The organism is Curtobacterium sp. UCD-KPL2560, from assembly GCF_001705035.1.
Lineage (GTDB): Bacteria > Actinomycetota > Actinomycetes > Actinomycetales > Microbacteriaceae > Curtobacterium.
Window position 1 is genome coordinate 1 of the sequence record NZ_MCIG01000050.1, and the last position, 25447, is coordinate 25447.

At 73.2% G+C, this 25447-nt stretch carries 28 protein-coding genes; 15 read left to right on the plus strand and 13 right to left on the minus strand.

What is annotated here, in order from left to right:
- Positions 1-292: 292 nt before the first annotated feature.
- From BEP24_RS11540 to BEP24_RS11555, 4 genes are all read right to left on the minus strand, one after another.
- A complete protein-coding gene (locus BEP24_RS11540) occupies positions 293-1630 on the minus strand; it encodes an MFS transporter (protein WP_065963559.1) in 1338 nt (445 codons plus the stop codon).
- Positions 1631-1635: 5 nt separating this feature from the next.
- Positions 1636-2055 carry a MarR family transcriptional regulator gene (locus tag BEP24_RS11545; RefSeq protein ID WP_065963511.1) on the minus strand — a complete coding sequence of 140 codons (420 nt, stop codon included), beginning with the start codon at positions 2053-2055 and terminating at the stop codon, positions 1636-1638.
- Positions 2056-2186: 131 nt separating this feature from the next.
- Positions 2187-2456, minus strand: coding sequence for a hypothetical protein (locus BEP24_RS11550; protein WP_065963514.1), 270 nt, complete (start codon positions 2454-2456; stop codon positions 2187-2189).
- Positions 2457-2466: 10 nt separating this feature from the next.
- On the minus strand, positions 2467-3603 hold the full coding sequence (locus BEP24_RS11555) for an inorganic phosphate transporter (protein ID WP_065963517.1): 1137 nt from the start codon (positions 3601-3603) through the stop codon (positions 2467-2469).
- A gap of 87 nt (positions 3604-3690) precedes the next feature.
- Here BEP24_RS11555 and BEP24_RS11560 point away from each other — a divergent pair, with 87 nt between their 5' ends.
- From BEP24_RS11560 to BEP24_RS11570, 3 genes are all read left to right on the plus strand, one after another.
- Positions 3691-4560 (plus strand): alpha/beta hydrolase, encoded by an 870-nt coding sequence (locus BEP24_RS11560; protein WP_065963519.1) that lies wholly within the window; start codon positions 3691-3693, stop codon positions 4558-4560.
- Positions 4561-4713: 153 nt separating this feature from the next.
- Entirely contained in the window at positions 4714-5763 is a 1050-nt protein-coding gene (locus BEP24_RS11565) for a biotin/lipoate A/B protein ligase family protein (protein ID WP_065963523.1), read from the plus strand.
- A gap of 167 nt (positions 5764-5930) precedes the next feature.
- The gene (locus BEP24_RS11570) at positions 5931-6260 is read left to right on the plus strand and encodes a hypothetical protein (RefSeq protein WP_141693445.1); all 330 of its coding nucleotides are present in this window, start codon (positions 5931-5933) and stop codon (positions 6258-6260) included.
- A gap of 30 nt (positions 6261-6290) precedes the next feature.
- Here BEP24_RS11570 and BEP24_RS11575 read toward each other — a convergent pair whose 3' ends face one another.
- Entirely contained in the window at positions 6291-6575 is a 285-nt protein-coding gene (locus BEP24_RS11575) for a GNAT family N-acetyltransferase (RefSeq protein WP_065963526.1), read from the minus strand.
- A 95-nt stretch (positions 6576-6670) separates the two neighbouring features.
- Between BEP24_RS11575 and BEP24_RS11580 the strand changes: the two genes are divergently transcribed.
- Positions 6671-8023, plus strand: a complete 1353-nt coding sequence (locus BEP24_RS11580; RefSeq protein WP_065963527.1) for a hypothetical protein — start codon at positions 6671-6673, stop codon at positions 8021-8023.
- A 112-nt stretch (positions 8024-8135) separates the two neighbouring features.
- On the opposite strand, the gene BEP24_RS11585 is transcribed toward BEP24_RS11580, so the two are convergent.
- Together BEP24_RS11585 and pgm are read right to left on the minus strand one after the other, a co-directional pair.
- The gene (locus BEP24_RS11585) at positions 8136-10571 is read right to left on the minus strand and encodes an MDR family MFS transporter (protein WP_065963529.1); all 2436 of its coding nucleotides are present in this window, start codon (positions 10569-10571) and stop codon (positions 8136-8138) included.
- Between the two features lie 258 nt (positions 10572-10829).
- Positions 10830-12449, minus strand: coding sequence for a phosphoglucomutase (alpha-D-glucose-1,6-bisphosphate-dependent) (pgm, locus tag BEP24_RS11590; protein WP_065963531.1), 1620 nt, complete (start codon positions 12447-12449; stop codon positions 10830-10832).
- Positions 12450-12552: 103 nt separating this feature from the next.
- Here pgm and BEP24_RS11595 point away from each other — a divergent pair, with 103 nt between their 5' ends.
- The 7 genes from BEP24_RS11595 to BEP24_RS11625 are packed head-to-tail and all read left to right on the plus strand — an operon-like array spanning position 12553 to position 17354.
- On the plus strand, positions 12553-13407 hold the full coding sequence (locus BEP24_RS11595; RefSeq protein WP_065963534.1) for a DUF6177 family protein: 855 nt from the start codon (positions 12553-12555) through the stop codon (positions 13405-13407).
- Positions 13404-13793, plus strand: coding sequence for a DUF6507 family protein (locus BEP24_RS11600; RefSeq protein ID WP_139197219.1), 390 nt, complete (start codon positions 13404-13406; stop codon positions 13791-13793). Before BEP24_RS11595 ends, BEP24_RS11600 begins: the two co-directional genes overlap by 4 nt.
- Positions 13790-15577 (plus strand): RNase A-like domain-containing protein, encoded by a 1788-nt coding sequence (locus tag BEP24_RS11605; protein WP_065963537.1) that lies wholly within the window; start codon positions 13790-13792, stop codon positions 15575-15577. Before BEP24_RS11600 ends, BEP24_RS11605 begins: the two co-directional genes overlap by 4 nt.
- Complete coding sequence (locus BEP24_RS11610; RefSeq protein WP_065963538.1) at positions 15577-15942, plus strand: contact-dependent growth inhibition system immunity protein; 366 nt, start codon at positions 15577-15579, stop codon at positions 15940-15942. The genes BEP24_RS11605 and BEP24_RS11610 overlap by 1 nt, the downstream gene beginning before the upstream one ends.
- A gap of 42 nt (positions 15943-15984) precedes the next feature.
- Positions 15985-16632 (plus strand): contact-dependent growth inhibition system immunity protein, encoded by a 648-nt coding sequence (locus BEP24_RS11615; protein WP_065963540.1) that lies wholly within the window; start codon positions 15985-15987, stop codon positions 16630-16632.
- A gap of 22 nt (positions 16633-16654) precedes the next feature.
- Complete coding sequence (locus BEP24_RS11620) at positions 16655-17005, plus strand: contact-dependent growth inhibition system immunity protein (RefSeq protein WP_065963542.1); 351 nt, start codon at positions 16655-16657, stop codon at positions 17003-17005.
- Positions 16989-17354 carry a hypothetical protein gene (locus BEP24_RS11625; protein ID WP_141693446.1) on the plus strand — a complete coding sequence of 122 codons (366 nt, stop codon included), beginning with the start codon at positions 16989-16991 and terminating at the stop codon, positions 17352-17354. The genes BEP24_RS11620 and BEP24_RS11625 overlap by 17 nt, the downstream gene beginning before the upstream one ends.
- Positions 17355-17471: 117 nt before the next feature.
- On the opposite strand, the gene BEP24_RS11630 is transcribed toward BEP24_RS11625, so the two are convergent.
- From BEP24_RS11630 to BEP24_RS11655, 6 genes are all read right to left on the minus strand, one after another.
- The gene (locus BEP24_RS11630) at positions 17472-17717 is read right to left on the minus strand and encodes a hypothetical protein (RefSeq protein WP_065963544.1); all 246 of its coding nucleotides are present in this window, start codon (positions 17715-17717) and stop codon (positions 17472-17474) included.
- 160 nt (positions 17718-17877) lie between these two features.
- Positions 17878-18540 (minus strand): methyltransferase domain-containing protein, encoded by a 663-nt coding sequence (locus BEP24_RS11635; protein WP_083230314.1) that lies wholly within the window; start codon positions 18538-18540, stop codon positions 17878-17880.
- Complete coding sequence (locus BEP24_RS11640; RefSeq protein WP_065963546.1) at positions 18537-19184, minus strand: DUF2064 domain-containing protein; 648 nt, start codon at positions 19182-19184, stop codon at positions 18537-18539. Before BEP24_RS11640 ends, BEP24_RS11635 begins: the two co-directional genes overlap by 4 nt.
- Positions 19181-19924: a glycosyltransferase family 2 protein gene (locus BEP24_RS11645; protein ID WP_065963548.1), complete on the minus strand. Its 744-nt coding sequence runs from the start codon at positions 19922-19924 to the stop codon at positions 19181-19183. The genes BEP24_RS11640 and BEP24_RS11645 overlap by 4 nt, the downstream gene beginning before the upstream one ends.
- A gap of 378 nt (positions 19925-20302) precedes the next feature.
- Positions 20303-21373: an NAD(P)-dependent oxidoreductase gene (locus tag BEP24_RS11650; RefSeq protein WP_065963550.1), complete on the minus strand. Its 1071-nt coding sequence runs from the start codon at positions 21371-21373 to the stop codon at positions 20303-20305.
- Positions 21370-22260, minus strand: coding sequence for an MTAP family purine nucleoside phosphorylase (locus BEP24_RS11655; RefSeq protein ID WP_253181670.1), 891 nt, complete (start codon positions 22258-22260; stop codon positions 21370-21372). Before BEP24_RS11655 ends, BEP24_RS11650 begins: the two co-directional genes overlap by 4 nt.
- A 128-nt stretch (positions 22261-22388) precedes the next feature.
- Between BEP24_RS11655 and BEP24_RS11660 the strand changes: the two genes are divergently transcribed.
- The 4 genes from BEP24_RS11660 to BEP24_RS17615 all read left to right on the plus strand — a co-directional run bounded on the left by BEP24_RS11660 (position 22389) and on the right by BEP24_RS17615 (position 25355).
- Positions 22389-23753, plus strand: a complete 1365-nt coding sequence (locus tag BEP24_RS11660; protein ID WP_065963552.1) for a molybdopterin molybdotransferase MoeA — start codon at positions 22389-22391, stop codon at positions 23751-23753.
- Positions 23754-23932: 179 nt separating this feature from the next.
- The gene (moaC, locus tag BEP24_RS11665) at positions 23933-24361 is read left to right on the plus strand and encodes a cyclic pyranopterin monophosphate synthase MoaC (protein WP_171898798.1); all 429 of its coding nucleotides are present in this window, start codon (positions 23933-23935) and stop codon (positions 24359-24361) included.
- A complete protein-coding gene (locus tag BEP24_RS17610; RefSeq protein WP_065963554.1) occupies positions 24358-24927 on the plus strand; it encodes a molybdopterin-binding protein in 570 nt (189 codons plus the stop codon). The genes moaC and BEP24_RS17610 overlap by 4 nt, the downstream gene beginning before the upstream one ends.
- Positions 24924-25355, plus strand: coding sequence for a molybdenum cofactor biosynthesis protein MoaE (locus BEP24_RS17615; protein ID WP_065963556.1), 432 nt, complete (start codon positions 24924-24926; stop codon positions 25353-25355). The genes BEP24_RS17610 and BEP24_RS17615 overlap by 4 nt, the downstream gene beginning before the upstream one ends.
- Positions 25356-25447 lie beyond the last annotated feature (92 nt).

The following is a 25447-nucleotide window of genomic DNA, read 5'->3' on the forward strand; positions in this document are numbered from 1 at the left end:
GGCGGGCTCTGCGGCCGCGCGCGTGGCGGCCGGGAGGCGCGTGGCGGGGCGGCACCGTGCCTCCCGTCCGTCGGTGGCGGGTCCGGAGGTGCGTGGCCGCGGTGCGGCGGGCTCTGCGGCCGCGCGCGTGGCGGCCGGGAGGCGCGTGGCGGGGCGGCGCCGTGCCTCCCGTCCGTCGGTGGCGGGTCCGGAGGCGCGTGACCGCGGTGCGGCGGGCTCTGCGGCCGTGCGCGTGGTGGCCGGGAGGCGCGTGGCGGGGCGGCACCGCGCCTGGCGTCCGTCGCCGGTCGGGTCAGACGGCGCTGGACCGGTCCGCGACGGCCTCCTCGCGCTCGAGCTCGCGCCGCAGCGCGGCGCGCGACGCGCGCGTCCCGACCACGGGCACCGCGTGCGTGACCGCGAGGTGCAGCGGCGCCTCGGCGTCGTAGCGCAGCCGCAGGCGCTGCCACCGCACGAGCCAGACGAGCGCGATCGCGAGCGCCACGAAGCCCGAGGTCGCGCCGACCCCGATGGCCCAGCGCGGGCCGAACGCGTCGGCGACGGCGCCGACGATGGGCGCGCCGAGCGGGGTGCCGCCGGCGAACACGGCCATGTACAGCGCCATCACGCGGCCGCGCATCGCCGGCGCGGTCGTGGTCTGCACGAGTGCGTTCGCGGTCGTCATGAAGGTCAGGGACGCGAGCCCGACGAACACCAGGACGGCGGCGAACGTCCAGTAGGTGGGGGCGAACGCCGCGGCGGTGCAGGCGATCCCGAAGCCCGCCGACGCCACGACGAGCGTGCGCATCCGCGGCCGGTCCCGACGGGCGGAGAGCAGTGCGCCCGCCACCGAGCCGATCGCCATCACCGAGTTGAGCAGGCCGAACTCGCCGGCACCCTTGCCGAACTCGACGCGGGCCATGGTCGAGGTGAAGATCGGGAAGTTCACGCCGAACGTGCCGACGACGAAGATCATGCAGAGCACCACGAGGATGTCCGGCCGGGTCCGCACGTAGCGGAAGCCGCCGATGACCTGGCCCTTGCCGCGGCCGGCCCTCGGGCGGTCGGCGAGCTGTCTCGGGTCGACGAACCGCAGCGCGACGAGCACGGCCAGGAACGATGCCGCGTTGATGACGAAGACCCACCCGGAGCCGATCGCGGCGATGAGCACGCCCGCGACCGCCGGGCCGACGAGCCGCGCGGCGTTGAACGACGCCGAGTTCAGCGCGACGGCGTTCGACACGTGCTCGCCCTGGACGACGTCCGACACGAAGGTCTGCCGGATCGGGGTGTCGAACGCTGCGACGACGCCGAGCGCGAGCGCGAAGCCGTAGAGCGACCAGAGCGTCGCGGTGTGCGTGAGGACCATGAGCCCGAGCCCGAGGCCGAGCGCGCCCATCAGCCCCTGCGTGAGCATGAGCATCTTCCGGCGGTCGAAGCGGTCGGCGACCAGTCCGGTGAGCGGCAGGAGCAGGAGCTGCGGCCCGAACTGCAGGGCCATCGTGACGCCGACGGCGACCGCGTCGTTGTCGGACAGCTCGGTGAGGACGATCCAGTCCTGCGCGGTGCGCTGCATCCAGGTGCCGACGTTGGACACCAGGGCGCCGGCGAACCAGATGCGGTAGTTGCGGGCGGCCAGGGAACGGAACATGGCGGTCACTGCTGGGCCAGCCTCCTCATGATCTCGGTGGCGTCGGCCAGCGTGCGGCGTTCGTCGGGGGTGAGCGTGCCCAGGCGCGGGGACAGCCAGCCGTCACGGCGGCGACGGGTCTCCTCGACGACGGCCGAGCCGGCGGGCGTCACGCAGATCCGGACCTTGCGGCGGTCGTCGCCGTGGTCGCCCTTCGTCGCGAGGCCGCGCTCGACCAGCACCGCGACGGTCTTCGTCATCGAGGGCGGGGTGACGCCGTCCTGCCGGCTGAGCTCGGCGAGGGTCATCGCGCCCTCGCGGTGCAACCGGGCGAGGGCGGAGAACTGGGCGTCGGTCATCGCCGCGTCGGCCTTCTGCGCGCGGAGCGTCCGCGAGAGCCGGTTGACGGCGATGCGCAGGTCGGTCGCGAGGGAGGTGTCGGGCACGACCGTTAGCCTACCTCATTAGTTCAGCGAACGAACTGGTTTGGCGGCTGCGGTGGCAGTGGCTGTGGTGCTGGCGGTGGTGGGGGATCAGCAGGCAGGCGGCTCCGCCCGGGGACGGAGCCGCCGCCGTGTCAGTGGAACTGGGGGACGGTGAGCCAGATCCCGTACAGGACCGCGGCGCCGCAGACCGTGAAGCACACGCCGGCACCGAAGCGCGCGGCCGCCGGGGTGCGTCCGGTGCGTGTGGTCTCGTCCGCGTCGCGGGTGCGCTCACCGTCGACGTCGACGGGCTGCCCGGTCCCGAGGAGGCGCAGGCCGAGCGTGTACACGAGCACGATGCCGACGGCGGACACGAAGCCGACGCCCGCGACGATCCCGATGCTGCTGAGGTCGATGGACACGTGCGCCTCCCTAGGCCGACACCGGCTCGGCGGCCGGCTGCTCGTCGTCGACGTTCCCGCGGGTGACCGGTCGGCGTCGGGCCAGGGCGGCGAAGGCCAGACCGCCGAGCAGGGCCAGGACGGCGACGACGACGAGCCCGATCGTGCTCGTCGAGGCCAGGAGCGTCGCCAGGGCACCGACGACCGCGGCGGCCGGCAGCGTGACGACCCAGGCCACGGCGATCCGCCCGACGACCGACCAGTGCACGTCCGCGAGCTTCTTGCCGAGGCCGGAGCCGACCACCGAGCCGCTCGTGACGTGGGTGGTGGACAGGGCGAAGCCGAGGTGCGACGACACCAGGATCGTCGCGGCGGAGCTCGTCTCGGCGGCGAAGCCCTGCGGCGACTGCACGTCCGAGATCTTCTTGCCGACGGTCTGCATGATCCGCCAGCCGCCCGTGTACGTGCCGAGGCCGATCGCCAGGCCGCACGCGAGCACCACCCACAGCGCCGGGCCGCTGCCCGACGGCTGGTACCCGGCGGCGACGAGCGTCAGCGTGATGACGCCCATCGTCTTCTGGGCGTCGTTCGTGCCGTGTGCGAGCGAGACGAGCGACGCCGAGATCGTCTGTCCGTGCCGGAACCCGGTCGCGGCACCGTGCGTCGTCGCGTTCCGCGTCAGCGTGTACGCGAGGTACGTCGCGACGAGCGCGATCACCCCGGCGATGACGGGGGAGAGCAGCGCCGGGAGCACGACCTTGGACAGCACGGTTGCCCAGTCCACGGACTGCAGCCCGGCGCCGACCACCGACGCCCCGATCAGCCCGCCGAACAGCGCGTGCGTGGACGAGGACGGGAGACCGGCGTACCAGGTGGCGAGGTTCCAGAGGACGGCCCCGACGAGGCCCGCGAAGATCATCGTCGGGGTGATCTGGATGCCGTCCTGCCCCTCGCGGATGATCCCCTGCGAGACGGTCTTCGCGACCTCGGTGGACAGGAAGGCGCCGACCAGGTTGAGGACGGCGGAGATGAGCACGGCGGTCCGGGGCTTCAGGGCTCCGGTGGCGACCGAGGTGGCCATGGCGTTCGCGGTGTCGTGGAAGCCGTTCGTGAAGTCGAACACGAGGGCCACCAGGATCACCAGCACGACGGTGACGAGGACGTCCATGCGCGGAACGGTAGGCCCGCTGCGCCCCCGCTGCGTGAACGCCGGATGAACACGCTGGGCCGGGCTGCCGTCTGCCAGGATGCAGCCATGCCGACGTTCTCCGCAGCCCGAGGGGACTCCTCGTTCACCGACGCACACGGCGTCGAGATCGTGTACTCGACGTGGCGTGCCGGTCGGCCGAGGGGCATCGTGCAGATCGCCCACGGTGTCGGCGAGCACTCCCTCCGGTACGAGGCGCTCGCGCAGGACCTGGTCCGCGCCGGCTGGACCGTGCACGCGAACGACCACCGCGGGCACGGCCGGACCGGCCTCGCGCAGTGGCACGGCGACCACGCCCGGCTGGGCAGGCTCGGCCCCGGCGGACTGCGGGCCGCGATCGCCGCCGTCGAGCAGATGACCGCGGTCGCCCGCGAACAGGACCCGGGGCTGCCGCTCGTGCTGCTCGGGCACTCCTGGGGTTCCCTGATGGCGCAGCGGATCGTGAACACGTCAGCGGACGCGTACGACGGGGTCGTGCTCTCCGCCACCGCCTACCGACTGCCCGGCTGGATGAACAGCGGCGACCTCAACGCCCGGCACGCCGGCTCCGGCCCCACGCGGTACGAGTGGATCAGCCGCGACCGGGCGATCATCGAGACGATCCAGGCGGACCCGCTCGCGGTCGACGCGGACGTGCTCAAGCTCTTCGGCCTGCGCGACACGCTGCGGCTGCTCGGGGTGCCGCGGCGGGGCATCCCGCACGACCTGCCGATGCTGCTGCAGGTCGGCTCCGAGGACACCCTCGGCGGTCCGCGGTCGATCGAGCGGCTCGCGCAGGCGTACCGCCGTCGCGGGGGCCTGTCGGACGTGCAGGTGCACGTCTACGAGGGGGCCCGGCACGAGGTCTACAACGAGACGAACCGGGACGAGGTGGTCGCCGACCTGGTCGCGTGGCTGGACGGGCACGTGGGTCGCTGACGCGACCGGGTGCGGACGGGAGGCGCGGGGCGGGGCCGCCACGGGCCTCCCGTCGGTACCCGGGTGCGGACGGGAGGCGCGGGGCGGGCCCCGCCACGGTCCTCCCGTCCGGCAGGCCGACGGGCCACCGCGTGGCGGGCGTAGGCTCGACGCGTGCACGGTGAGTACAAGGTCCCCGGAGGCAAGCTGGTCGTCGTCGACCTCGAGGTCGTCGACGGGAGCATCCAGGAGTTCCGGTTGGCGGGTGACTTCTTCCTCGAACCCGACGACGCGCTCCCGCTCATCGACCAGGCCGTCAACGGCCTGCCCGCGACCACCGACGCGGCCGGCATCGCCGCCGCCGTCCGCGGCGCGCTGCCCGCGGACGCGGTCCTGCTCGGCTTCACGCCCGAGTCCGTCGGCGTCGCCGTGCGCCGGGCGCTCTCGCGGGCCTCGACGTGGCAGGAGTACGACTGGGAGATCGTGCACGAGGGCCCGATCAGCCCGAACGAGCACCTCGCACTCGACCAGGTCCTGACCGAGGAGGTCGGTGCCGGACGCCGCGGCCCGACCCTCCGCATCTGGGAGTGGGACCAGCCCGCCGTCGTGATCGGGTCGTTCCAGTCGCTGAAGAACGAGGTCGACCCCGCGGGTGCCGAGAAGTACGGCGTGCAGGTGGTCCGTCGGATCTCCGGCGGCGGTGCCATGTTCATGGACGCGGGCGCGATCATCTCGTACTCGCTCTACGTGCCGACCGACCTCGTGCAGGGCATGACCTTCGCCGACTCGTACGCCTACCTGGACGAGTGGGTGATCGAGGCACTCAAGTCGCTCGGCATCGAGGCGTACTACCAGCCGCTCAACGACATCACCTCGACCAAGGGCAAGATCGGCGGCGCCGCCCAGAAGCGCCTCGGCACCGGTGCACTGCTGCACCACGCCACGATGAGCTACGACATGGACGGCCAGAAGATGGTCGAGGTCCTGCGGATCGGTCGCGAGAAGATGAGCGACAAGGGCACGACCTCGGCGGCGAAGCGCGTCGACCCGCTGCGCTCGCAGACCGGGCTCACCCGCGCCGAGATCATCGACCGGTTGATCGGCACCTTCACGAAGCTGTACGGGGCGCACGAGGGGCACGTGACCGAGGCCGAGCGGGCCCGGGCGCAGGAGCTCGTGGCGACGAAGTTCGACACGCGGGAGTGGCTCGAGCGGGTGCCCTGAGCCGGGGTCGTCCGGCCGGGTCGTCTCGGGCGAGGTTCGTCCGGCCGGGTCGCCTCGAGCTGGGTTCGTGCGGCCTGGTCGCCTCGGGTCAGGTTCGTCCGGCCGGATCGTCGAGATCATCCGCGCGGCGGAGGCCTGCTCCGAGCCCCTGACGTAGCGTCGTGCCCGTGAACTGGTTGATCTTCCTGGGGGCGGTGGCCGTCGCGGCCGTCGTGATGGGGATCGCCGATCGCGCGGGGTGGATCGACCTGTCGAACAAGGCCACCCGGAGCGGCGGATCCGGCGGTGTCGTGTCGATGATGGACGAGGTGTTCGCGCCGACGCGGCACGAGGCACAGGCCGAGGCCGAATGGCAGTCGCGGTTGCCGCGGGAGGCGCCGACGCCCGCCGACCACGACCACGACCTGCTCAGCGGGACCGTGCTCATCCGCGTGCCGGCCGTCCGCGGGGCCGGGCGGCACGAGGCACGGCCCGGGACGCTCGACCGGCCGTACTGAGCGCAGTCGGTCGGGCCTGACCGGAGTCGGTCAGCGGGTGGTGAGCTCCTGGTAGTCCGGGTGCCGCTCGATCCACGCCTTGACGTAGCTGCACAGCGGCACGACGCGCCGGTCGCCCTCGCGGACGTCGTCGAGGGCGTGCTGCACGAGGATCGACGCGTGCCCGCCGCCGCGGTGTGCCGGGTCGACTTCGGTGTGGGTGAACCGGATCTCGTCGCCGTCGATCTCGTACGCCGCGAAGCCGATCACCTCGCCGTCCTCGACGAGGGAGTACTGCTGTGCGTCGGTGTCGTTGCGGACCTCGGGTGCTGCCATGCAGGGGACCGTACGCCCCCGGCCTCGGAGCCGTTCGGGCGCGCGCTCCCGAACGTGGGGCTGTGAGCGCTCCCGCCCGGCACTAGCATCACGACGTGCACGACACCACCACCCCCCTGCGCTTCCGCACCCCGCCCGGCTGGCCGACGCCGTCCGCCGAGTGGGTCGAGCTCTTCCAGGGCGCCGAGCCCGCCGCCGGGTGGACCCCGGCCGACGACGTCCCGCCCGCGCCCCGCGGCTGGGTGTTCTGGGTGCCGACCCGGGTGCTCCGCCGGCGTCAGCCTCGGTCGCTCGTCGTCGCGACGACCGTCGGGGCCGGGGTGGCCGTCCTGTCGCTCGGCGTGCTCGTCGGGCTCGTCGTCGGCGGTGCCGACACGGGCGCCCTCGCGGTCGCCGCACTGGCCGTCCTCGTGCCGTTGATCGCGGGGGTCGCGCTGTGGGTCGTCGGGGCCGTCCGGCTCGCCGACCGTCGGCGGGCCGCCCTCGCCGCGGTCCTCGCCGAGGCCGCCCGCCGCCGCGCGATCGAGCTGCCCGAACGGGCCCGTGCCGCGCACCCCGGAACCGACCCGCACACGGCGTCCGCCGCGTGGGACGTCGCAGCGTGGTCGGTCCCCGCGGCGCACCCCTTCCACGAGGGCGCGCCGTCCCGTCTGAGCGCCCGGGTCGACCGCGTGCTGACCGTCCTGACCGCCGGTGTCGCGGGCCTCGTGCTCGTGGCGGGCGCCGCGTTCGCCGTCGCGCCGCCGATCGCGTACACGGCCGAGTCGATCGCCGCAGCGGCCGAGGCGGCGGACGGGTACTCCGACGACGGCCCGGTCGAGGTGTGGTCGTCCGACGACGGGTCGACGACCGCGTCCTGGTTGGACGGTGACGACGAGTGGGACGCGACGTGCGGCACGACCGACGTCGACGACCTCTGCGACCCCTACGAGATCGACACGGACCGGTCGTGCCTCGCGGTCGTCACGATCGGGTACTTCGCCGACATGGACGACGAGGATCCCAGCCGGGTCGAGGAGCGCACGGTCGAGCTGTCCGCCGACGTGCCGCTCGTGCTCGCCGTGTCGTACCACGACGAGGAGGACTCGACCATCGGCGACGTGTCCTGCACCTCGGGCGACGCCGCCGCGGCCGACCGGGTCTCGGCCACCCAGGACATCGACGCACACCCCGACGCCGCCGACCTGCCGGACGGCTGCGACGGCGACTCCTGTGTCGCGATCGCGGTGACGCCCACGACCGACTGCGCCTCGGCGTCGGTCGAGTACCGCGTCGACGCCGAGGTCGGCGACCTCACGGACCCGCACGACGTGGTCGTCCCCACCGCGTTGCACGCGGGCAAGGCCGCCGAGGTCTTCGCGGGCGGCACGGGCAAGGCATCCGCCGTGCACCCCGGTGCGGTCACGTGCCACGTCACCTCGGACGACGGTCCCACCGCGGACTCCTGATCCGTCCGCACGGCCGGGCACGGCCGGGGACGCAGACGAGCAGGGCGCTCGGCGTGGTCACGCCGAGCGCCCTGCTCGTCTGGTGTGGGCGGCCGTCGGCCGCTGGGTGCGGCTACTCGGCTGTGTGCCGCCCGTGCGGGTGCTCGTCGGCGTCCGGTCGGGAGGCGCTGCCCGGCTCGGTCCCGGCGGCGTGCGCCGGGTGCGTGCGCAGCGCGCCGGTGACCGTCGGCGGCTCGTCGACGGGTGCCGGGGCCGCGTGCGCGCCGTGCGTCGTCTGCACGGCCTGGTCGCGCGTCCCGTGACCCGGGACGGCGGAGGAGGACGCGCCTCCCGTCCGACCGGACCCGACCGCCGAGCCGGCGGGGCGGGGCTGCGCCGCGACGTCCGGTGAGGTCGGGACGGTGCGCATCGAGCCGGTGTCGGGCGTCACGAGTGATCCGATGTTCGCCGCGGCCCGCTGGGCGTCGGCGGCCAGACGGTCCGCGGCGGACCGCTCGTCGTCGGCGGCGCGTTGCGCACCCTTCGCGGCGTCGGCCTGTTCCTGCAGCGCCGAGACCTTGCGGAGCGGCGGCACGCGGAAGAACCAGGTCAGGACGAAGGCGAGCAGGATCACGGCGAGGCCGACCCAGTAGACGACCACCGCCGAGCTGCTGAACCCGACGAGGAACGGACGGGTGAGCCGCGGGTCGGCGCCGTTCAGGAACGAGGTGTCGCTCGTGGCGGACCCGGCTCCCGAGCTCGCGGCGGTGTTGCCCTGCTTCAGCTGGTCGACGAGCTTCGGCGCGACCTCGTCCACGACGGCGCGGCGCTGGTCGGCGTTGCTGTAGTCGACCTGGACCGTGCCGTCGACGACCTCGGCGTTCGCCTTCGCGGCGACCGTCTCGAGCGCCTGCTGCTCGGCCTGCGGTTTCGCGGCGGCCACCTGCTGGGCGATGACGGCGTCCGCTGCGGAGGCCGGGATCGCGCCGGACGCGACCTGCTGCTGCACGGCGGACGTGACCTTCTGCGTCACGGCTTGGTCGGCCGCCTGCTTCGCCGCCGCGGCGCCCTGGTCGAGGCCCTTCTGCACGTTCTGCTGCACGGGGCGGACGATCTTCGACCAGATCTGGTCCATCACGCCCTTGTTGTCCGACGCGTTCGCGACGGAGGGTGTCAGGGCGGCGTTCAGTGCGGGCTTGAGCGTGGACTCGTCCTGCATCGCGCCGGTGATGTTCGTCGGCATGAGGGAGAACAGGACCGACAGCAGCACCGCCGTGCCCATCGTGCCGCCGATCTGGCGGAAGAACGTCGCCGCGCTCGTCGCCACGCCGATGTCCCGGGGGCTGACGGAGTTCTGCGCCGCGAGCGTGAGCGTCTGCATGAGCTGCCCGAGCCCGAGGCCGATGCCGAACATGCCGAGCATGAGGAACCAGAGCGGTCGGTCGGCCGTCAGGAACGTCAGGACGGTGAAGCCGATCGCGGTGAAGGCCGTGCCCGTGATCGGGAACACCTGGTACCGACCGGTGCGGGAGATGATCTGGCCGGAGGCGATCGACGAGATCATCAGACCGAGCACCATCGGGAGCATCGCGAAGCCCGACTCGGTCGGCGTGACGCCCTTCACGATCTGCAGGTACAGCGGGATGGTGAGCATCGCGCCGAACATGCCGAAGCCGACGAGGACGCTCAGCACGGCGGCCATCGAGAAGACGCGCGAGCCGAAGAGCTTGAGCGGCAGGATCGCGTCGTCGCCCATCGACCGCTCGACGATGACGAAGGCGATCAGGCCGAGCGCGCCGATGCCGTAGCAGGCGAACGCGCCGGGGGAGTCCCAGCCCCACTCACGGCCCTGTTCGGCGATGAGGAGCAGCGGGACGAGGGTGACGATGACCAGGGTCGCGCCCCACCAGTCGATCCGCGGCTTCTTGCGGTCGCCGAACTTCGGCAGGTGCAGGAACGTGAGGACCATGACGAGCGCGCCGATGCCGATCGGGACGTTGATCAGGAAGACCCAGCGCCAGCCGCTGACGAACAGGATCTGGGACGCGCCGGCGAACAGGCCGCCGACCAGCGGACCGATGACGGACGAGATGCCGAACACGGCGAGGAAGTAGCCCTGGTACTTGGCGCGCTCGCGGGGGGCGAGCATGTCGCCCATGATCGCCAGCGGCAGGGACATCAGACCACCGGCGCCGAGGCCCTGCAGCGCGCGGAACCCGGCGAGCATGAGCATCGACGTCGAGAACGACGCCGCGAACGAGCCGACGATGAAGATGCCGATCGCGGTCAGGAACAGCGGGCGGCGGCCGAAGATGTCGGAGAGCTTGCCGTAGATCGGGGTCGTGACGGTCGAGGCGATCAGGTACCCGGTCGTCACCCACGCCTGCTGGTCGAGCCCGTGCAGGTCGTCGCCGATCGTGCGGATCGCGGTGCCGACGATGGTCTGGTCGAGGGCGCCGAGGAACATGCCGGCCATGAGGCCGTAGATCACGAGCAGGATCTGCCGGTGGTTCATCACCGCGTTCGAGGACGTGGTGGGTGCCGCGGGTGCGGTCGCCGTCTGGGTCATGCGGAGTGGCTCCTGGAGGAGGTGGTGAACTTGCGCGTCCTGCAAAGTTACATCCGCCGCAACTGATCGGCGCACGGGGAGGGGCTTCCTGAACGGATCGGCAGGGCGTCGCTCAGATGACCGGGAGCGTACGCCGGGTGCCGGGTGCCGGGTGCCGGGTGCCGGGTGCCGTTCGCCGGACGACGAGACGCCGCCGGGGTGACCGGCGGCGTCTCGTCGTGGGTGGTGTGCTGACCGGCGGTGGGGCCGGTCTCGGGATCAGGCGCCGAGTGCGGCGTCCACGATCTCCTTCGCCTCGCGCTGCACCTGCTCGAGGTGCTCCTGCCCGACGAAGCTCTCCGCGTAGATCTTGTAGACGTCCTCGGTACCGGAGGGCCGGGCCGCGAACCAGGCCTTGTCGGTGACGACCTTCACGCCGCCGACCGCGGCGTCGTTGCCCGGCGCCTTCGACAGCTTCGCGGTGATCGGGTCGCCGGCTAGCGTGTCGGCGGTGATCGCGTCACCGTCGAGCTTCGACAGGCGGGCCTTCTGCTCCTTGCTCGCCGCGGCGTCGACGCGCTGGTAGACCGGCGCGCCGAACCGCTCGGTGAGCTCGGCGTACAGCTGCGACGGGGTCTTGCCCGTCACGGCGGTGATCTCCGACGCCAGGAGCGCCAGGATGATGCCGTCCTTGTCGGTCGTCCAGGCGGTGCCGTCCTTGCGCAGGAACGAGGCGCCCGCGGACTCCTCGCCGCCGAACGCGACCGAGCCGTCGATCAGCCCGGGTACGAACCACTTGAAGCCGACCGGGACCTCCCACAGCCGACGGCCGAGCGACTCCGCGACGCGGTCGATGATGCTCGACGACACCAGGGTCTTGCCGATGGCGGCGTCGTCGCGCCACTCCGGTCGGTGCGCGTACAGGTACTCGATCGCCACCGCGAGGTAGTGGTTCGGGTTCATCAGCCCGGCGTCGGGCGTGACGATGCCGTGGCGGTCGGAGTCGGCGTCGTTGCCGGTGAGGACGTCGAACTCGTCCTTGCGGGCCACGACGGACGCCATCGCGCTCGCGCTCGACGGGTCCATCCGGATCTTGCCGTCCCAGTCGAGCGTCATGAACGCCCACGTCGGGTCGACCTCGGGGTTCACCACGGTCAGGTCGAGTCCGTAGTGGTCGCGGATGCGCTCCCAGTACGGCAGCGAGGCGCCGCCGAGCGGGTCCGCCCCGATCCGGATGCCGGCGCGCTTGATCGCGTCGATGTCGATGATGTGCTCGAGGTCGGCGACGTACGTGCCGAGGTAGTCGTAGCCCTCGGCGTCGGTGGTCTCCTGGCGGCGCACCTCGGCGTTCCCGCCGGCGATGATCGCGTTCGCCCGGTCGGCGATCCACGACGTGGCGTCGCTGTCGGCGGGGCCGCCGTGCGGCGGGTTGTACTTGAAGCCACCGTCCCGCGGCGGATTGTGGCTCGGCGTGATCACGATGCCGTCGGCCGTGTCGGGGTTGCCCGCGCGGTTGTACCGGATGATCGCGTGGCTCAGGGCCGGGGTCGGGACGAAGCCGTCGGCGTCGTCGGCGAGTACGCGGATGCCGTTCGCGGCGAGCACCTGCAGCGCGGTCTGCTCGGCGGGGGCCGAGAGCGCGTGCGTGTCGCGGCCGATGAAGAGCGGACCGTCGGTGCCCTGCTGCGTGCGGTACTCGACGATCGCCTGCGTGATGGCGGCGATGTGCGTGTCGTTGAACGCGGTGTCGAGCGAGGAACCGCGGTGCCCGGACGTGCCGAACACCACCTTCTGCTCGGGGATCGACACGTCCGGGACACGCTCGTGGTACGCGGCCAGGAGGGCGTCGAGGTCGACGAGGTCGTCTGCGGTCGCGGGGGTGCCGGCGCGGTCGTTCATGGACCCATCCTGGCACCAGCCCGATGGAGGTGTCCGAGGGTGACGGCGGGCTGCGTAGGCTGCTGGCGGGACCACGGACGGTGGCCCGACGGGGGAGAGCACGATGACGATCGTCCGCGCGGACGCCGCGCTCGCGGCTCGGCTGGGACACGACGGGGAACGCGTCGTCGAGACCGAACCGGGCGCGGTGCTGTCGTGGCCCGCGCTCCACCTGCTCGCCGAGCACGGGTGGCGGTGGCGGCCGGCGGCGGCAGCGGGGGTCGCGGGCGCGCCGGTCGGTGACCTCCTCCACGTCGACCTGACGGTCGAGCACGCTCCGTCGCCGCGCACCCTGCTCGGTCCCGTCTCGGAACGCTTCCTCGCGGCCCTCGGCCGCCGCCTGTCGTGGTCGCGGTACGAGGGGGACGCGCCGCTCACGGCGGCGGCCCTGACCGAGATCGCCGAACATCGGTCGCCCGCGCCGACGACGTTCGTCGTCGGCGGCGGTGCCGACCGGGGCGTCGGCGGGCTGCTCGTCGTCGAGCGCGGTCCGCGGTCGGTGTTCGAGACCCTCCGTGTCGTGGTCGCGATCGACGACCCGGGTGGGCTGCGTGACGGACTGGAGGCGGGCCTCCGGTCGGCGAGTCTGGGTCGCCACCCGCAGTCCGGCCTGTTCTCGACCAGCCGTGGTCGCGTCGACGGGGTCACCGACGCGGTCCTGCGGGGACCGGTGACACCGCTCGCGGTGTTCGCCGGGGCGCGCGCCCTGCGGGCGCGGGGCCTGACGGCCTCCGTCGCGGCGCTCGGCGGTCGTCCCGTCGGTCCGGTGCGGACCCCCGGAGCGCTCTTCTGGTTCGACGGCGCGGAACCCGAGCGGTGGCGTGCCGCGGCCGACCTCGCCCGGGCGGTCCGTGGTGACGGGTTGCGGCCCGACCCGGTGCCGGGTCACGATGGAGGTCGGACGGGGGAGGTTCGATGAGTGCAGCGGGTTGGAAGATCGATCCCGCCGGTGTTCGGGGCGTGCTCGACGGCATGCAGACGTCGCTGGACGGGACGGCCACCGCACTGCGGTCGGTGCAGACCGGGGTCGCGGACGCTGCGGGCGGGGCCGGAGCCGTCGTCGGCGAGGCCCTCGGTGCGTTCGTCGCGCAGGTGGCGGACGACGTCGAGCAGGTCACGCTGCGACTCGTGGGCGGCGTGCAGGGCGTCCGCGGTGCCCTGGGCGCCTACGAGCAGGGCGATCTGCAGATGGCAGCCGACGTCCAGCGCGCCGGCACGACCGCGCACGAGACCAACGACCTGTCGGTGCTCGCGCGCTCGGCGGCCGAGCCAGGTGGCACGAGCGTGCCCGGGAGCGACCGGTGAGCGGCGTCGCGATCGGCGACCACGGGCTCGTCGACCCCGACGGCATCCCGGGCGCCGACCTCGACCTCGCGGCCGTGTCGTCCGCGGCGAGCACCATCTCCGGGGGAGGGGACTCCCTCCGGACCGTGGCCGACGAGATCCCCGGTCGGTGGCACGCCCTGGCCGGGGTCTACGAGGCGCCGGAGTCGGGGCAGGTGCTCGCCCTGATGGACCCGGTCGTCGCGGACACGCACACCATCGGAGCCGCGGCGCGCGGGGTGGCCAAGGCGCTCGACACGTACGCCTCCGACGCCGCGGGTCCGAAGCGGCAGCTCGACGACCTGCGCGTCGAGGCCGCGGCGTTCCGTGCCCGGGTCCAGGGCGGCGTCCCGAAGGTCACGTCTCCCTACGCCATGAGCACCGGCCCCCAGGTCGACGGGTCGTGGAACGCGTACGGCGCCACCCGCACCGACCCGACGCCGAAGGACACGATGGTGCCCTGGTACGAGGACGTCGTCACGAAGCACGAGAACGACGAGCTCATCCGTCGGATCAACGCCCAGGTCGCGCTGCTCGAGCAGGCGCAGGCCGACTGCGCGACGGCGATCAAGAAGGCGTCGGGCGCGACGCTCGCGGGCGCGTACGTCGCCCCCGCGGAGAACGACCTCAACGCACGCGGCGTGGACCTGCCGTGGAGCGCGGTGGGCACGGCCGAGGGGAAGACCTGCGGCGAGCAGTTCAACGAGGGGGCGTTGGACGAGCTGCTCGGCTCCATGGAGAGCGGCATCCACATGCTCGGGTTCGACAACCAGGGCGTCTGGTCGCCCGGGACCCTCGGCTCGACCTGGGGCGGGGTCCTCGACGGCGCGGCGACCCTCGGGCTCTTCCTGTCGCCGTTCGCCTGGCTGGACGCAGCGGCGGACCGCAACGGTGCTGCGGCGAAGGCGCACGACGCAGCGGGCAAGGCCATCGGGGACTGGTGGGCCGAGGCGCAGGAGCACCCCGGTGCCGCCGCCGGCGCGGCGGCCATGGGCCTCGGTCTCGGTGCCGCCGGTCCCGGCGGTCTGGCCAAGGACACCGCGAAGGCGGCCGAGCTCGCCGAGGGCCTCGGGAAGCTCGGCCTGCACGGGTTGAGCCGCGACGTGCGGTCGTGGGTGGAGAACGGTGCCTCGAAGGAGAGCATCGACGCACTGCACGACCTGGTGGACCGGACCTACCGGGACTACACGGGCAGCGAGCACTTCACCCCGGGCACGGGTGCGGGCGACGGGGCGTTCGACCAGATGCTCCGTGGCGAGATGGCGAAGTTCGTCGACGAGCACCCGGACCTGCTCCGTCCGCACGACGAAGGATCCCTCCCGCACGGCGTCGAGTCGAAGCCCTTCATCGACGCGGGCGGGCTCGCGGCCGCCGAGAAGGCCGGCGGTCACACGTTGAGTCGGCACGTGCGGGAGGATCTGCACGGGCAGGAGCTCGATGACTGGATCCGATCCCGGAAGGGCGGGACGATCCGGAACAGCGCGTGGACCGTCCCGGTCGAGGACGTGAACCGCCTCGTCGCGAACGACCTCGACTTCAACCACGGAGCAGTGCAGGAGTGGATCGGACAGATGCAGCGAGGTGAGATCGACTTGAAGACCAAGGCCTTCGAGTGGCCGGCGGATCGCGTCGTCGGTCGTGGTTACAATCCCGCGAGGACCCCGAAGATGCACGACGACACGGTGGTGCGCACGGTGCTCAAGTACGTTCCCGGCCGCAATCCGCCGTACGTCGTCCTCACGGCGTTCCCGGCGCCGGTGATCTAGTGAAGCCCTCGCTCGAGCGTCTTCGCGAGCTCGGCGCGCTCGCGCCGCACGTCTACGACTTCCTGGCGGCGTACTTCAACTACGACTGGGACCTCGACTACGCCGACGCGGAGTCGCTGTACGCCGATTCCCTCGACCGTCTCAGGCCGACCGCCCGGGACCAGTACGTCGCGGAGGCCCGCCTGCTCGAGCGGGAACTGCCGGACGACGAGTCCGTTCTGGAGTACATCTACTGGGTCGGTGCGGCGATCGACTTCGAGGGGGACTTCGGGGTGAGCCCGGTCGAGTGGCTCCGTGGGCTGGTGGAACGGCTCGAACACCCGCATCCGCTCCCGTCCGATCCTCGTGAGTCGAGCAGCGGATGACCGGCAGGACCGACGGTTCTGTACCCGTCGGCCGGACGGAGCATGATCATACCGGCCGCGATCGGCCGCCCCGTCACCACGAAGAAGGAGCGCAACGTGTCACACAGCGTCAGGACCGGCACCTCGGTGTTCACCTGCGGGACGGCTGAGGCAGACCGGATCGTCGCGGAAGCCCTCGACGTGAACCACCTGCGCATCCGCGCGTGGGTCGCCGCTGGCTGCCCGAGCCCCCTCCGTGTCTACGCGGTGTCCGGTGCCGTCACCGGCCGCGGCATGCCGTTCGGCTGGGTCCAGGACCTCGACGCCGTCCGCGTGGTGCTGACCGCTGCTCCGGACCAGCCGGCCGGTTACACGGTCCTGACGGCCTACCCGGCACTGTCGAGCACCACCGCGCTGAACTTCAGCGCGTTCGACGGCTTCGTCGGGGCCTACTTCCACCAGGACTGGGCGGACGCTCCCTACCGGGCCGCCGACGCGCTCGAACACTTCCTGGCCGTCTCGTCGCACGAGGACCAGCAGGCGTTGCTCGTGGACGTGCGCGACCTCGACGAAGTGCTGCCGGACGCCGCAGCTCTCGGCGGACGGCTGGTCGAACTCGACTGCAACTACGTCCCCGAGGACGATGGCCTGGACGACCGGACGTGGTTGCGGCAGATCGCAGCACGCATCGAGGATGTGCTCTCGTGCTGACCGAGCACGAGGGCTGCTCCTCGTGCTCGACGAAGTGAGCCCCGTGGACCTCGAACTGCTGAAGAAGCGCTACCCGCACTTCTGGACCCTCATGGGCGCGTACTTCAACTACGACTGGCGCGACGAGTACGAGACGGCGGAGCGCGCGTACGACGACGCGTTCGGTTGGATGAACCGCGGCGGGCTCGAGGAGATAGACGCCGAACTCAGCGCCATCGCGGCCGAGTACCCTACCGACGACGCGGTCGAGCGGTTGCTCGGCGCGATCGACACCGGCCTCGACCCGTCGCTCGACACCGGGCGGACCCCGGCGCAGTGGCTCGGCGACCTGCGGCGATATGTGCGAAAGCTCCTCGATGCCCGTGACGCCTGAGCGTCTTCGCGAGCTCGGCGCGCTCGCGCCGAACGTCTACGACTTCCTGGCAGCGGACTTCAACTACGACTGGGACCTCGACCACGCCGACGCGGAGTCGCTCTACGCCGACGTCCTCGACCGTCTCGGGCCGACCGTCCGGGACAAGTACGTCGCGGAGGCCCGCCTGCTCGAACGGGAACTGCCGGACGACGAGTCCGTTCTGGAGTACATCTCTTGGGTCGGCGCGGCGATCGACTTCGAGGGCGACTTCGGGGTGAGCCCGGTCGAGTGGCTCCGTGGGCTGGTCGAACGGCTCGAACACCCGCGTCCGCTGCGTCCCGAGCGCGAGCAGGGGAGCAGCCGGTGACCGACCGTGCCGAAAGGGTCCCGGCCCCAGCAGCGTGCGGACCCCGGCAGCCTGTTGCCCCCGGCACCGGGGTGACCCTTCCCGCGGGCTGAGCCACCGGAAGGGTCCGCTCCGCACTCAGGCGGTGCGGAACGACCCGGTCGTGGTGCGCAGCGAGCCGGTGACGGTCCGGTTCGAGCTCGTCGCGGTGCCCGGGCGGCGGGTCTCCACGTCCACGAACCGGCCGAGCGCGCGGCCCGAGCCGGTGCCGGTGTAGCTCCCGACCGCGCGCCAGGCGGCCTGGACCGCGTAGGCACCGAGCTCGTCGCGGTGCTCGAGACCGGAGACGTAGGCGCCGCCGAGGGGGTTCTGTCGGATCTGCACGGGTGCTCCTCGTCGTCGTGCCGAGGATCGTGCGCCGTCAGGTCCGACGGTCACGACGCCGTCGGCTGGTACCCCGACCCTACGCCCCTGTGTTGCATGATGCAAGAAAGGGCACGTTGCATGATGCGGGAAAAGGCGCGTTGCCTGATGCGGGAAACGGTCAGGCGACGAGCTCGCAGAACGTTCGTCCCCCGACCGTCCAGCTCTGTCGCGGTCGGAGGCCCGCGACCTCGGCGTGCCCGAGCAGCGCGTCGATGCCGACCTCGGCCCACGGGAACGCCGCGCTCTGGTTGCCGTCGGCGTCCACCACGTGCGCCTCGAAGGACCGGTCGGCAGCGGGGTCGGTGTGCGTCTCGACGACGACCCGGCCGCCGTCGCGCACGATCTCGGCGCAGCGGACGAGCAGGGCGACGGGGTCACCGCCGATGCCGATGTTGCCGTCGATCACGAGCGCGGTGTCCCAACGGCCCTCGCTCGGGATCTCGTCGAACACCGACCCCTGCACGGCCGTGCCGCCGGAGCGTCGGGCGATCGCGACGGCCTCGGCGGAGACGTCCACCCCGAGTGCGGGGATGCCGAGGTTCCGTGCCGCGACGAGCATCCGGCCCGGTCCGCAGCCGATGTCGATGACGGGGCCGTCGGCGCCGTCGAGCAGCGAGCGGTCGACCCGGTCCGCCGCCGCGTTCCACCGGCCCACGTCCATCGTCACGTGGACGTCCGGGCGTGCCGGGTCGGTCAGGCGGATGCGGCCGTCGGTGCGGAGGGCGTTCGCGTAGGGCTCGCCCCCGCCGGCGCCGAAGGTCACGGTGTCGTGCATCGTCATCGGGTACCTCCACACTCGGCGAGTTCGGTCAGGGTCTCGTCGCGGAGCGCCGCGGCGAACCGGGACTCCGGCACGAGCGCGGCGACGCGGTCGGCGTCGGGGACGGTGTCGACGTCGAGCAGGGTCTCGAGCACGCCGACGTCGAGCCCGGCCTCGGTCAGGCGCGAGCGCTGCACCGCGCCGGTGTCGTCCTGCGACATCGGCACGCCGCGGAGCAGGGCCCCGTCGGGCTCGCGGAGGTAGAGCGACCAGAAGCCGCCGTCCTCGGCCGGGCCGAACCACGCGTCGCGCTCCGGCTCGTCGAACACCGGGGCGAGGTCGGACGTGGACGCCTGCGGGGTGTCCATGCCGACCAGGAGCGTCGGACCGGTCATCGCGTCGAACATCGCGCCGAGCCGCTCGTCCAGGCCGCCGCCGACCTGGTGCAGCACCTCGAAGTCGTCGGTGCCCTCGGGCAGCACGACCCCGTCGTAGAGCAGCACGCGGCGTGCGGCGGGGAGCGCGCGGACCGTGGCGATCGTGTCGGCCAGCGACGCCGCCGCGACGCGTGCCGCGCCTGCCGGCGTCAGCGCCGGCGTCAGCCGGGTCTTCACCTTGCCGGGCAGGCACTCCTTGGCCACCACGACCACCGTGACGTCCGTCATGGGCGTGCTCCTTCCGTGTGGGACCCGGCCGTGTGCCGGACGGGACCGGGTGCGACGGTCCGGGGACGTGCCTCCCGGCCGTACTCGCGCAGCAGGCGCGACATGTCGCGCACCGCGTTGACGGTGCCCCGCAGCGTGCCGGTGACCTTGCTGTCGCCGACGCGCTGGGCGTAGCCGATGTCGGACTCGTCGACACGCCACCCCGCGGCGTGCGCCGCGAGGACCATCTCGAGCGGGTAACCGCTGCGGCGGTCCTGCAGGTCGAGCGCGACGAGGTCGGCGCGGCGCATGACGCGCATCGGGCCGAGGTCGCGCAGCCGGTAGCCGGTCGCGCGGCGCATGAGGATCGCGAGGACGCGGTTCGCGAAGCGGGCGTGCGGTGCCCACGCGCCGCGCGTGGTCGGGACGCGGCGGCCGAGGGCGAGGTCGGTGCGGCCGTCGGCGACGCGCGCCACGAGGTCGGGCAGCTCGGCCGGGTCCATCGAGGCGTCGGCGTCGCAGAAGGCGACGTACTCGGCGGTCGCGGCCGCGACACCGGCGGCGCACGCGGACCCGAAGCCCTTGACGGGTTCGGTCACGACGGTGGCGCCGTGCGCGCGCGCGACCTCGGCCGACCCGTCGGTCGAGCCGTTGTCGACGACGATCGCGCGGTAGCCCTCGGGCAGCCGGCCGATCACCGTCGGGAGCGCGTCGGCCTCGTCCAGGCAGGGGAGGATCACGTCGACGTTCATGTGGACCATTCGGTGCGGGTCGCCGGATCGACGGGTTCCGTCGTCGGTCGCGCGCGTCGCGGGCGCGGCTGGGTCGGGCGCGTCGGCCGGTGGGTGGTCCATGGTGTCGACTGAACACGACGCGGAGGAGCGGGGTACAGGATCGGTGTCCCCCGCGCGGTGGTCCGCGCGTGTTGTGGCTGTCCTGCCACGCGTTCGGGGGACGGCCTGGAGGCGCGCCACCCGCCCGGCGCGCCGCGTGCGTCGGGCGGGTGGCGGGGCGGGCGCGGGACGCCGGTGGATGCGGGTGCGGATGTGCTCGCGGTCGGGCGCGGCGCGGTGCGCCGGGCGGTCGATGCGCTGCGTCGGTCCGGCGGTGCCGGTGGGCGGGTGCTGCCGGTGGTTCGGTCAGCGGACGGCGGCGCGGAGCGGGGCGGTGGCGAACTCGCGCATGCCCCGCTCGAAGTCGACCTGCGCGCGCCACCCGAGCTCGGCGGCGATCCGGTCGGACGAGGCCGTGACGTGCCGCACGTCGCCCAGGCGGTACTCGCCGGTGACGACGGGCTGCGGGCCGTCCGGACCGGCGATGGCCGCGGCCATGTCACCGATCGTGTGCACGACCCCGGAACCGACGTTGTACGCGCGGAACGTCTCCGCAGGCAGGTCCGCGGTCGCGGCGATCGAGGCGGCGTTCGCGCCGGCGACGTCGTCCACGTGCACGAAGTCGCGGCGCTGTCGGCCGTCCTCGAACACCCGCGGGGCCTCGCCGCGGGCGAGCGCCGAGCGGAACAGGGACGCGACGCCCGCGTAGGGCGTGTTCGAGGGCATCCCCGGCCCGTAGACGTTGTGGTACCGCAGGGCGATGGCCGTGCCACCGGTCGCGCGCGCCCAGCTGGAGGCGAGGTGCTCCTGCGCGACCTTCGTCTGCGCGTAGACGTTGCGCGGGTCGAGGGCGGCGGACTCGTCGATCAGGCCCGGCAGCAGGGGACGGCCGTCCGGACCGATCGGGTCGAAGCGACCGGCGTCCAGGTCTTCGCGGCGGCGGGCCGGCGGGCGCATCGGCTCACCGTCGGCGGTCGTGTAGGCGCCCTCGCCGTAGACGACCATCGAGCTCGCGACGACGAGGCGACCGATGCCGCTCCGGTCCATGCCGGCGAGGACGTGGGCGGTGCCGGCGTCGTTCGACGAGACGTAGTCGGGGGCGTCCTGGAAGTCGACGCCGAGCCCGACCTTGGCGGCCTGGTGGCAGACGACGTCGACTCCGTCGAGTGCGGCTTCGAGCGCCACGCGGTCGCGCACGTCGCCGTGCACGAAGGCGATGCCCTGCTGCTCGTGGGCGCGGAGGACCTCGCCCGGGTCGCCGTGCACGTCGTCGCGCAGGGAGTCGAGGATGCGCACCTCGTGGCCCTCGGCCAGTGCGCGACGGACGATCGCGGAGCCGATGAAGCCCGCGCCGCCGGTGACGAGCAGGCGGCTCACGCGCGGGGCTCGACCGTCGTGCGGAGGACGCTCTCGCTGGCCGCCGCGGGCACGAGCTCACGCGGGCTGTAGTCGTCCGGCAGTGCCGCGACGATGTCGCCGATGGCGCGGACGATGACCTCGTTCGCACGGGCCAGACGCTCCATGACGGCGGCGTGGGTGACGGGGGCCGCGGTGTCGTCGGCGGGCGTGGTGCCAGCCGCCGTCTCGTCCGTCGCCGGGGCGAGGCCCGCGTCGGCGTCCGTGACGAACGACAGGTTGACGGTGCCGATGCCGAGCTCGGCCGCGAGCGGCACCTCGGGCGTCATCGTCATGTTGATGGTGTGGCCCCCGGCCTCGCGCAGCCAGACGGACTCGGCGCGCGTCGAGAAGCGCGGTCCCTGGATCACGACGCACGTGCCGGTCGGTCGGAACGGCACGCCGAGGGCGGCCACGGCGTCGATCGCCGCGCGACGCAGCACGGGGTCGAACGGGTCCGCGAAGGACAGGTGCTGCACCTGGTCCTCGAAGAACGTGTCCGCGCGCCCCCAGGTCCGGTCGATGAGCTGGTCGGTGACCACGAAGGTGCCCGGCGCGTAGTCGGGGTGCAGGCCGCCGACGGCGCTCGAGGACACGATCGCGCGGACGCCGAGCGAGCGGAGCGCCCACAGGTTCGCGCGGTGGTTGATCAGGTGCGGGGCGACCGAGTGCTCGCGACCGTGCCGCGTGAGGAAGGCCACGCGCTTGCCGGACATGGTGCCGACGGTGATCGGGCTCGACGTCGCGCCGAACGGGGTCTCGACGACGAGTTCGTCGGCCGTGCCCTCCTCGAAGAGTCGGTACAGGCCGGAGCCGCCGATCACCCCGATGCGTGCGGTCGTTCCGTCCACAGGTGCGGTCGTGCTCACGTCGTCCTCCACAGGTCCTCCGGATGTCCTCGGTGCGCGGTGCGCCCTGGATACGCTAGCGACGCCCCTCCGGCAGCAGCCGAGAGCCGGGCGACCACTGCACCACCCCACCTGTTCGAGAGGCCCCCGTGCGAACGATCGGTCAGCACCGCGACGCTGTCACAGCCCTGCTCGCGCCGGTGCTCGCCGCGCTCGGATCGGAACGCCGCTCGACGGACGACCTCGCGGTCGCCCCGGACGCCGGACGGGGCCGCCGCGTGCTCGCGACCGCGGTGTCCGCGCCGGTCCCGCTGCCGACCTTCGACAACAGCCAGATGGACGGGTTCGCCGTGCGCGCGGGCGACGCCGGTCGGACCGTCCGCGTGGTCGACCCGGTGCCCGCGGGGACCGTGCCGGCCCCGCTGCCGCCGGACAGCGCGGCGCCGATCATGACCGGAGCGCGCATCCCGGTCGGTGCCGACGCCGTGGTCCCGGTCGAGGCAGTCCGGCCCGGCAGGTTCCCGGAGGCACTCGCGCTCGCGGAGCTCACCGTCCCGACCGGCACGACCGCGGGCACGTTCGTGCGGACGACGGGCAGCGACGTCGCCCGCGGGGCCGAGCTCGCGCCGGCCGGGGCGCCGGTGACGCCCGCGCTGCTCGGCACGCTCGCGTCGGCGGGGGTCGGTTCCGTCGAGGTGGTGCGGCCGGTGCGGGTGCTCGTCGTCTCGACGGGGAGCGAGCTCCGCGGCGAGGAGTCGGTCGGCGCTGCCGGCGCTGACGGTGCTCACGGTGCTCACGGTGCTGACGGTGCTGACGGTGCTGACGGTGCTGACGGTGCGGACGGCCGCGACGGTGCCGACGGTGGTGCAGACCTCGACGGACTCGACGGTCCGGGCGCCGCCGGGGCCCTGATCGGCGACGCGAACGGGGTGGCGCTGCGTGCGGCCCTGGCCGAGGTCGGCGCGGTGACGCGTGCCGTGCGCCTGAGTGACGACCCCGAGCACTTCGTCGAGGCACTCGACCGTGCGATCGGTGACTGGGCCGACCTCGTGCTGACGACCGGTGGCATCAGCGCCGGGGCGTACGAGGTCGTGCGGCAGACCCTCGAACCGCTCGGGCTCGCCGTGACCCCGGTCGCGATGCAGCCCGGCGGGCCGCAGGCGTCGGGCTCGGTCACCCTCGGTGGCCGCACCGTCCCGGTCGTGGCCTTCCCCGGCAACCCCGTGTCGGCGCTCGTGTCGTTCGAGGTGTTCCTGCGCCCTGTGCTCGCCGCGGCCGTCGGCGCCCCCGACCGGCCCGCCGAGCAGCTGCCGGCGGCCGAGTCCGCGACCTCGCCCGTCGGCAAGCACCAGGTCCGTCGCGGTCGGGTCGCCGACGGCCGGGTGTACTTCGTCGGCGGGCCGAGCTCGCACCTGCTCGCGCACCTGGCGGCCGCCACCCACCTCGTCCACGTCCCGGTCGGAACCGACACCGTCGAACCCGGCGACCCCCTGACCGTCTGGAGCCTCCGATGACCGACGACCACCGCGCCTCCCCGGACGGCGACGACGAGCCGGACCGCGGCGCACCCGACCGCGGCGGCGACGCGCCGGGCGGCGACGCGCCGGGCGCCGACGCTCCGCTCGTCGACGCTCCGCTCGCTGCGGAGGCCGCGGGCGAGCTGTCCCACGTCCGCGCCGACGGTACCGCCCACATGGTCGACGTCTCCGACAAGGACGTCACCGCGCGCTCGGCGACGGCGACGGCGACGCTGGTCACCCGGGACGACGTCGTCCGGCGGATCATCGACGGCTCGCTGCCCAAGGGCGAGGTAATCGGCACCGCGCGCATCGCGGCGATCATGGCCGTCAAGAAGACCTCCGACCTGGTCCCGCTCTGCCACCCGCTGCCCATCGCCGGCGTCGAGGTCGACATCACGGGCGAGGGTGACCACGTCCGGATCGAGGTGTCCGTGCGCACGACCTCGCGCACGGGCGTCGAGATGGAGGCGCTGACCGGTGCGAGCGTCGCGGCGCTGACGGTCTACGACATGGTGAAGGCCGTCGACCGTGCGGCCGTGATCACGGAGGTCCGCGTGCTCGAGAAGCACGGTGGACGCTCCGGGGACTGGAGCGCCCGATGACCGACCGACCCACCGACGACACCGCGACGAGGGGCCGCGCCGCGGTCCTCGTGGTCTCCACCTCCGCGGCGACCGAGCCGTCCCTCGACCGCACCGGCCCGGGCATCGCCGCGTGGCTGCGTGAGCGTGGCTTCGTGGTCGAGGAACCCGTCATCGTGCCCGACGGCGGACCGATCGCCGAGACCGTCACCGCAGCGCTGCTGGCCGACGCCCGCGTGGTCGTCACGACCGGCGGGACCGGGGTCACGCCCACCGACCGCACCCCGGAGGCCGTCGCACCGCTGCTCGACCTCGAACTCCCCGGTGTCCTCGAGGAGGTCCGCCGCCGTGGTCTCGCGGGGGCGGGTCCGACGGCGCTGCTGAGCCGCGGTGTGGCCGGCATCGCCTCCACCGGAGCCTTCGTCGTCACCCTGCCCGGGTCGCGCGGCGGTGTCGCCGACGGGCTGGCAGTCATCGACGGCTTGCTCGACCACGTGTTCGCGCAGGTGCACGGAGCGGGGCACGCACCGCGCACGACCGACGGTGCAGGCCACGCGTCACGCACCGCTGAAGGAGCGACCTCGTGACCGCGGCCGAGCGGGTCCTGCTCGCCGACGTCGTCGACGTCGCGGTGTCCGTCGAGCAGGTCGCCGCAGCGGTCGAGACCGAGCAGGACGGCGCGGTCGTCACCTTCGCCGGGATCGTCCGCGACCACGACGGCGGCAAGGGCGTGACTGCGCTCGGCTACGAGCGGCACCCGAGCGCCGGTGAGGTCATCGCCGAGGTCGCCCGGTCTATCGCCGAGGAGCACCCCGGTGTCCGCATCGCGGTGCTGCACCGCGTGGGGGACCTGGTCGTCGGGGACGTGGCGCTCGCCGCAGCGGTGTCGTCACCGCACCGGGCCGAGGCCTTCGCGGCGTGCTCTGACCTGGTCGACCGCGTCAAGGAGCGCACCCCGATCTGGAAGCACCAGCGCTTCACCGATGGCTCCGACGAGTGGGTCGCGTCGCTCTGAGCGGTCTTGCGGTGCGCCGTGGTGCGGTGCGGTGCGGTGCGGCGCGGTGCGGCGCGGCGCGGCGCGGCGCGCGGCGGCTCGCCCGCCGCGGT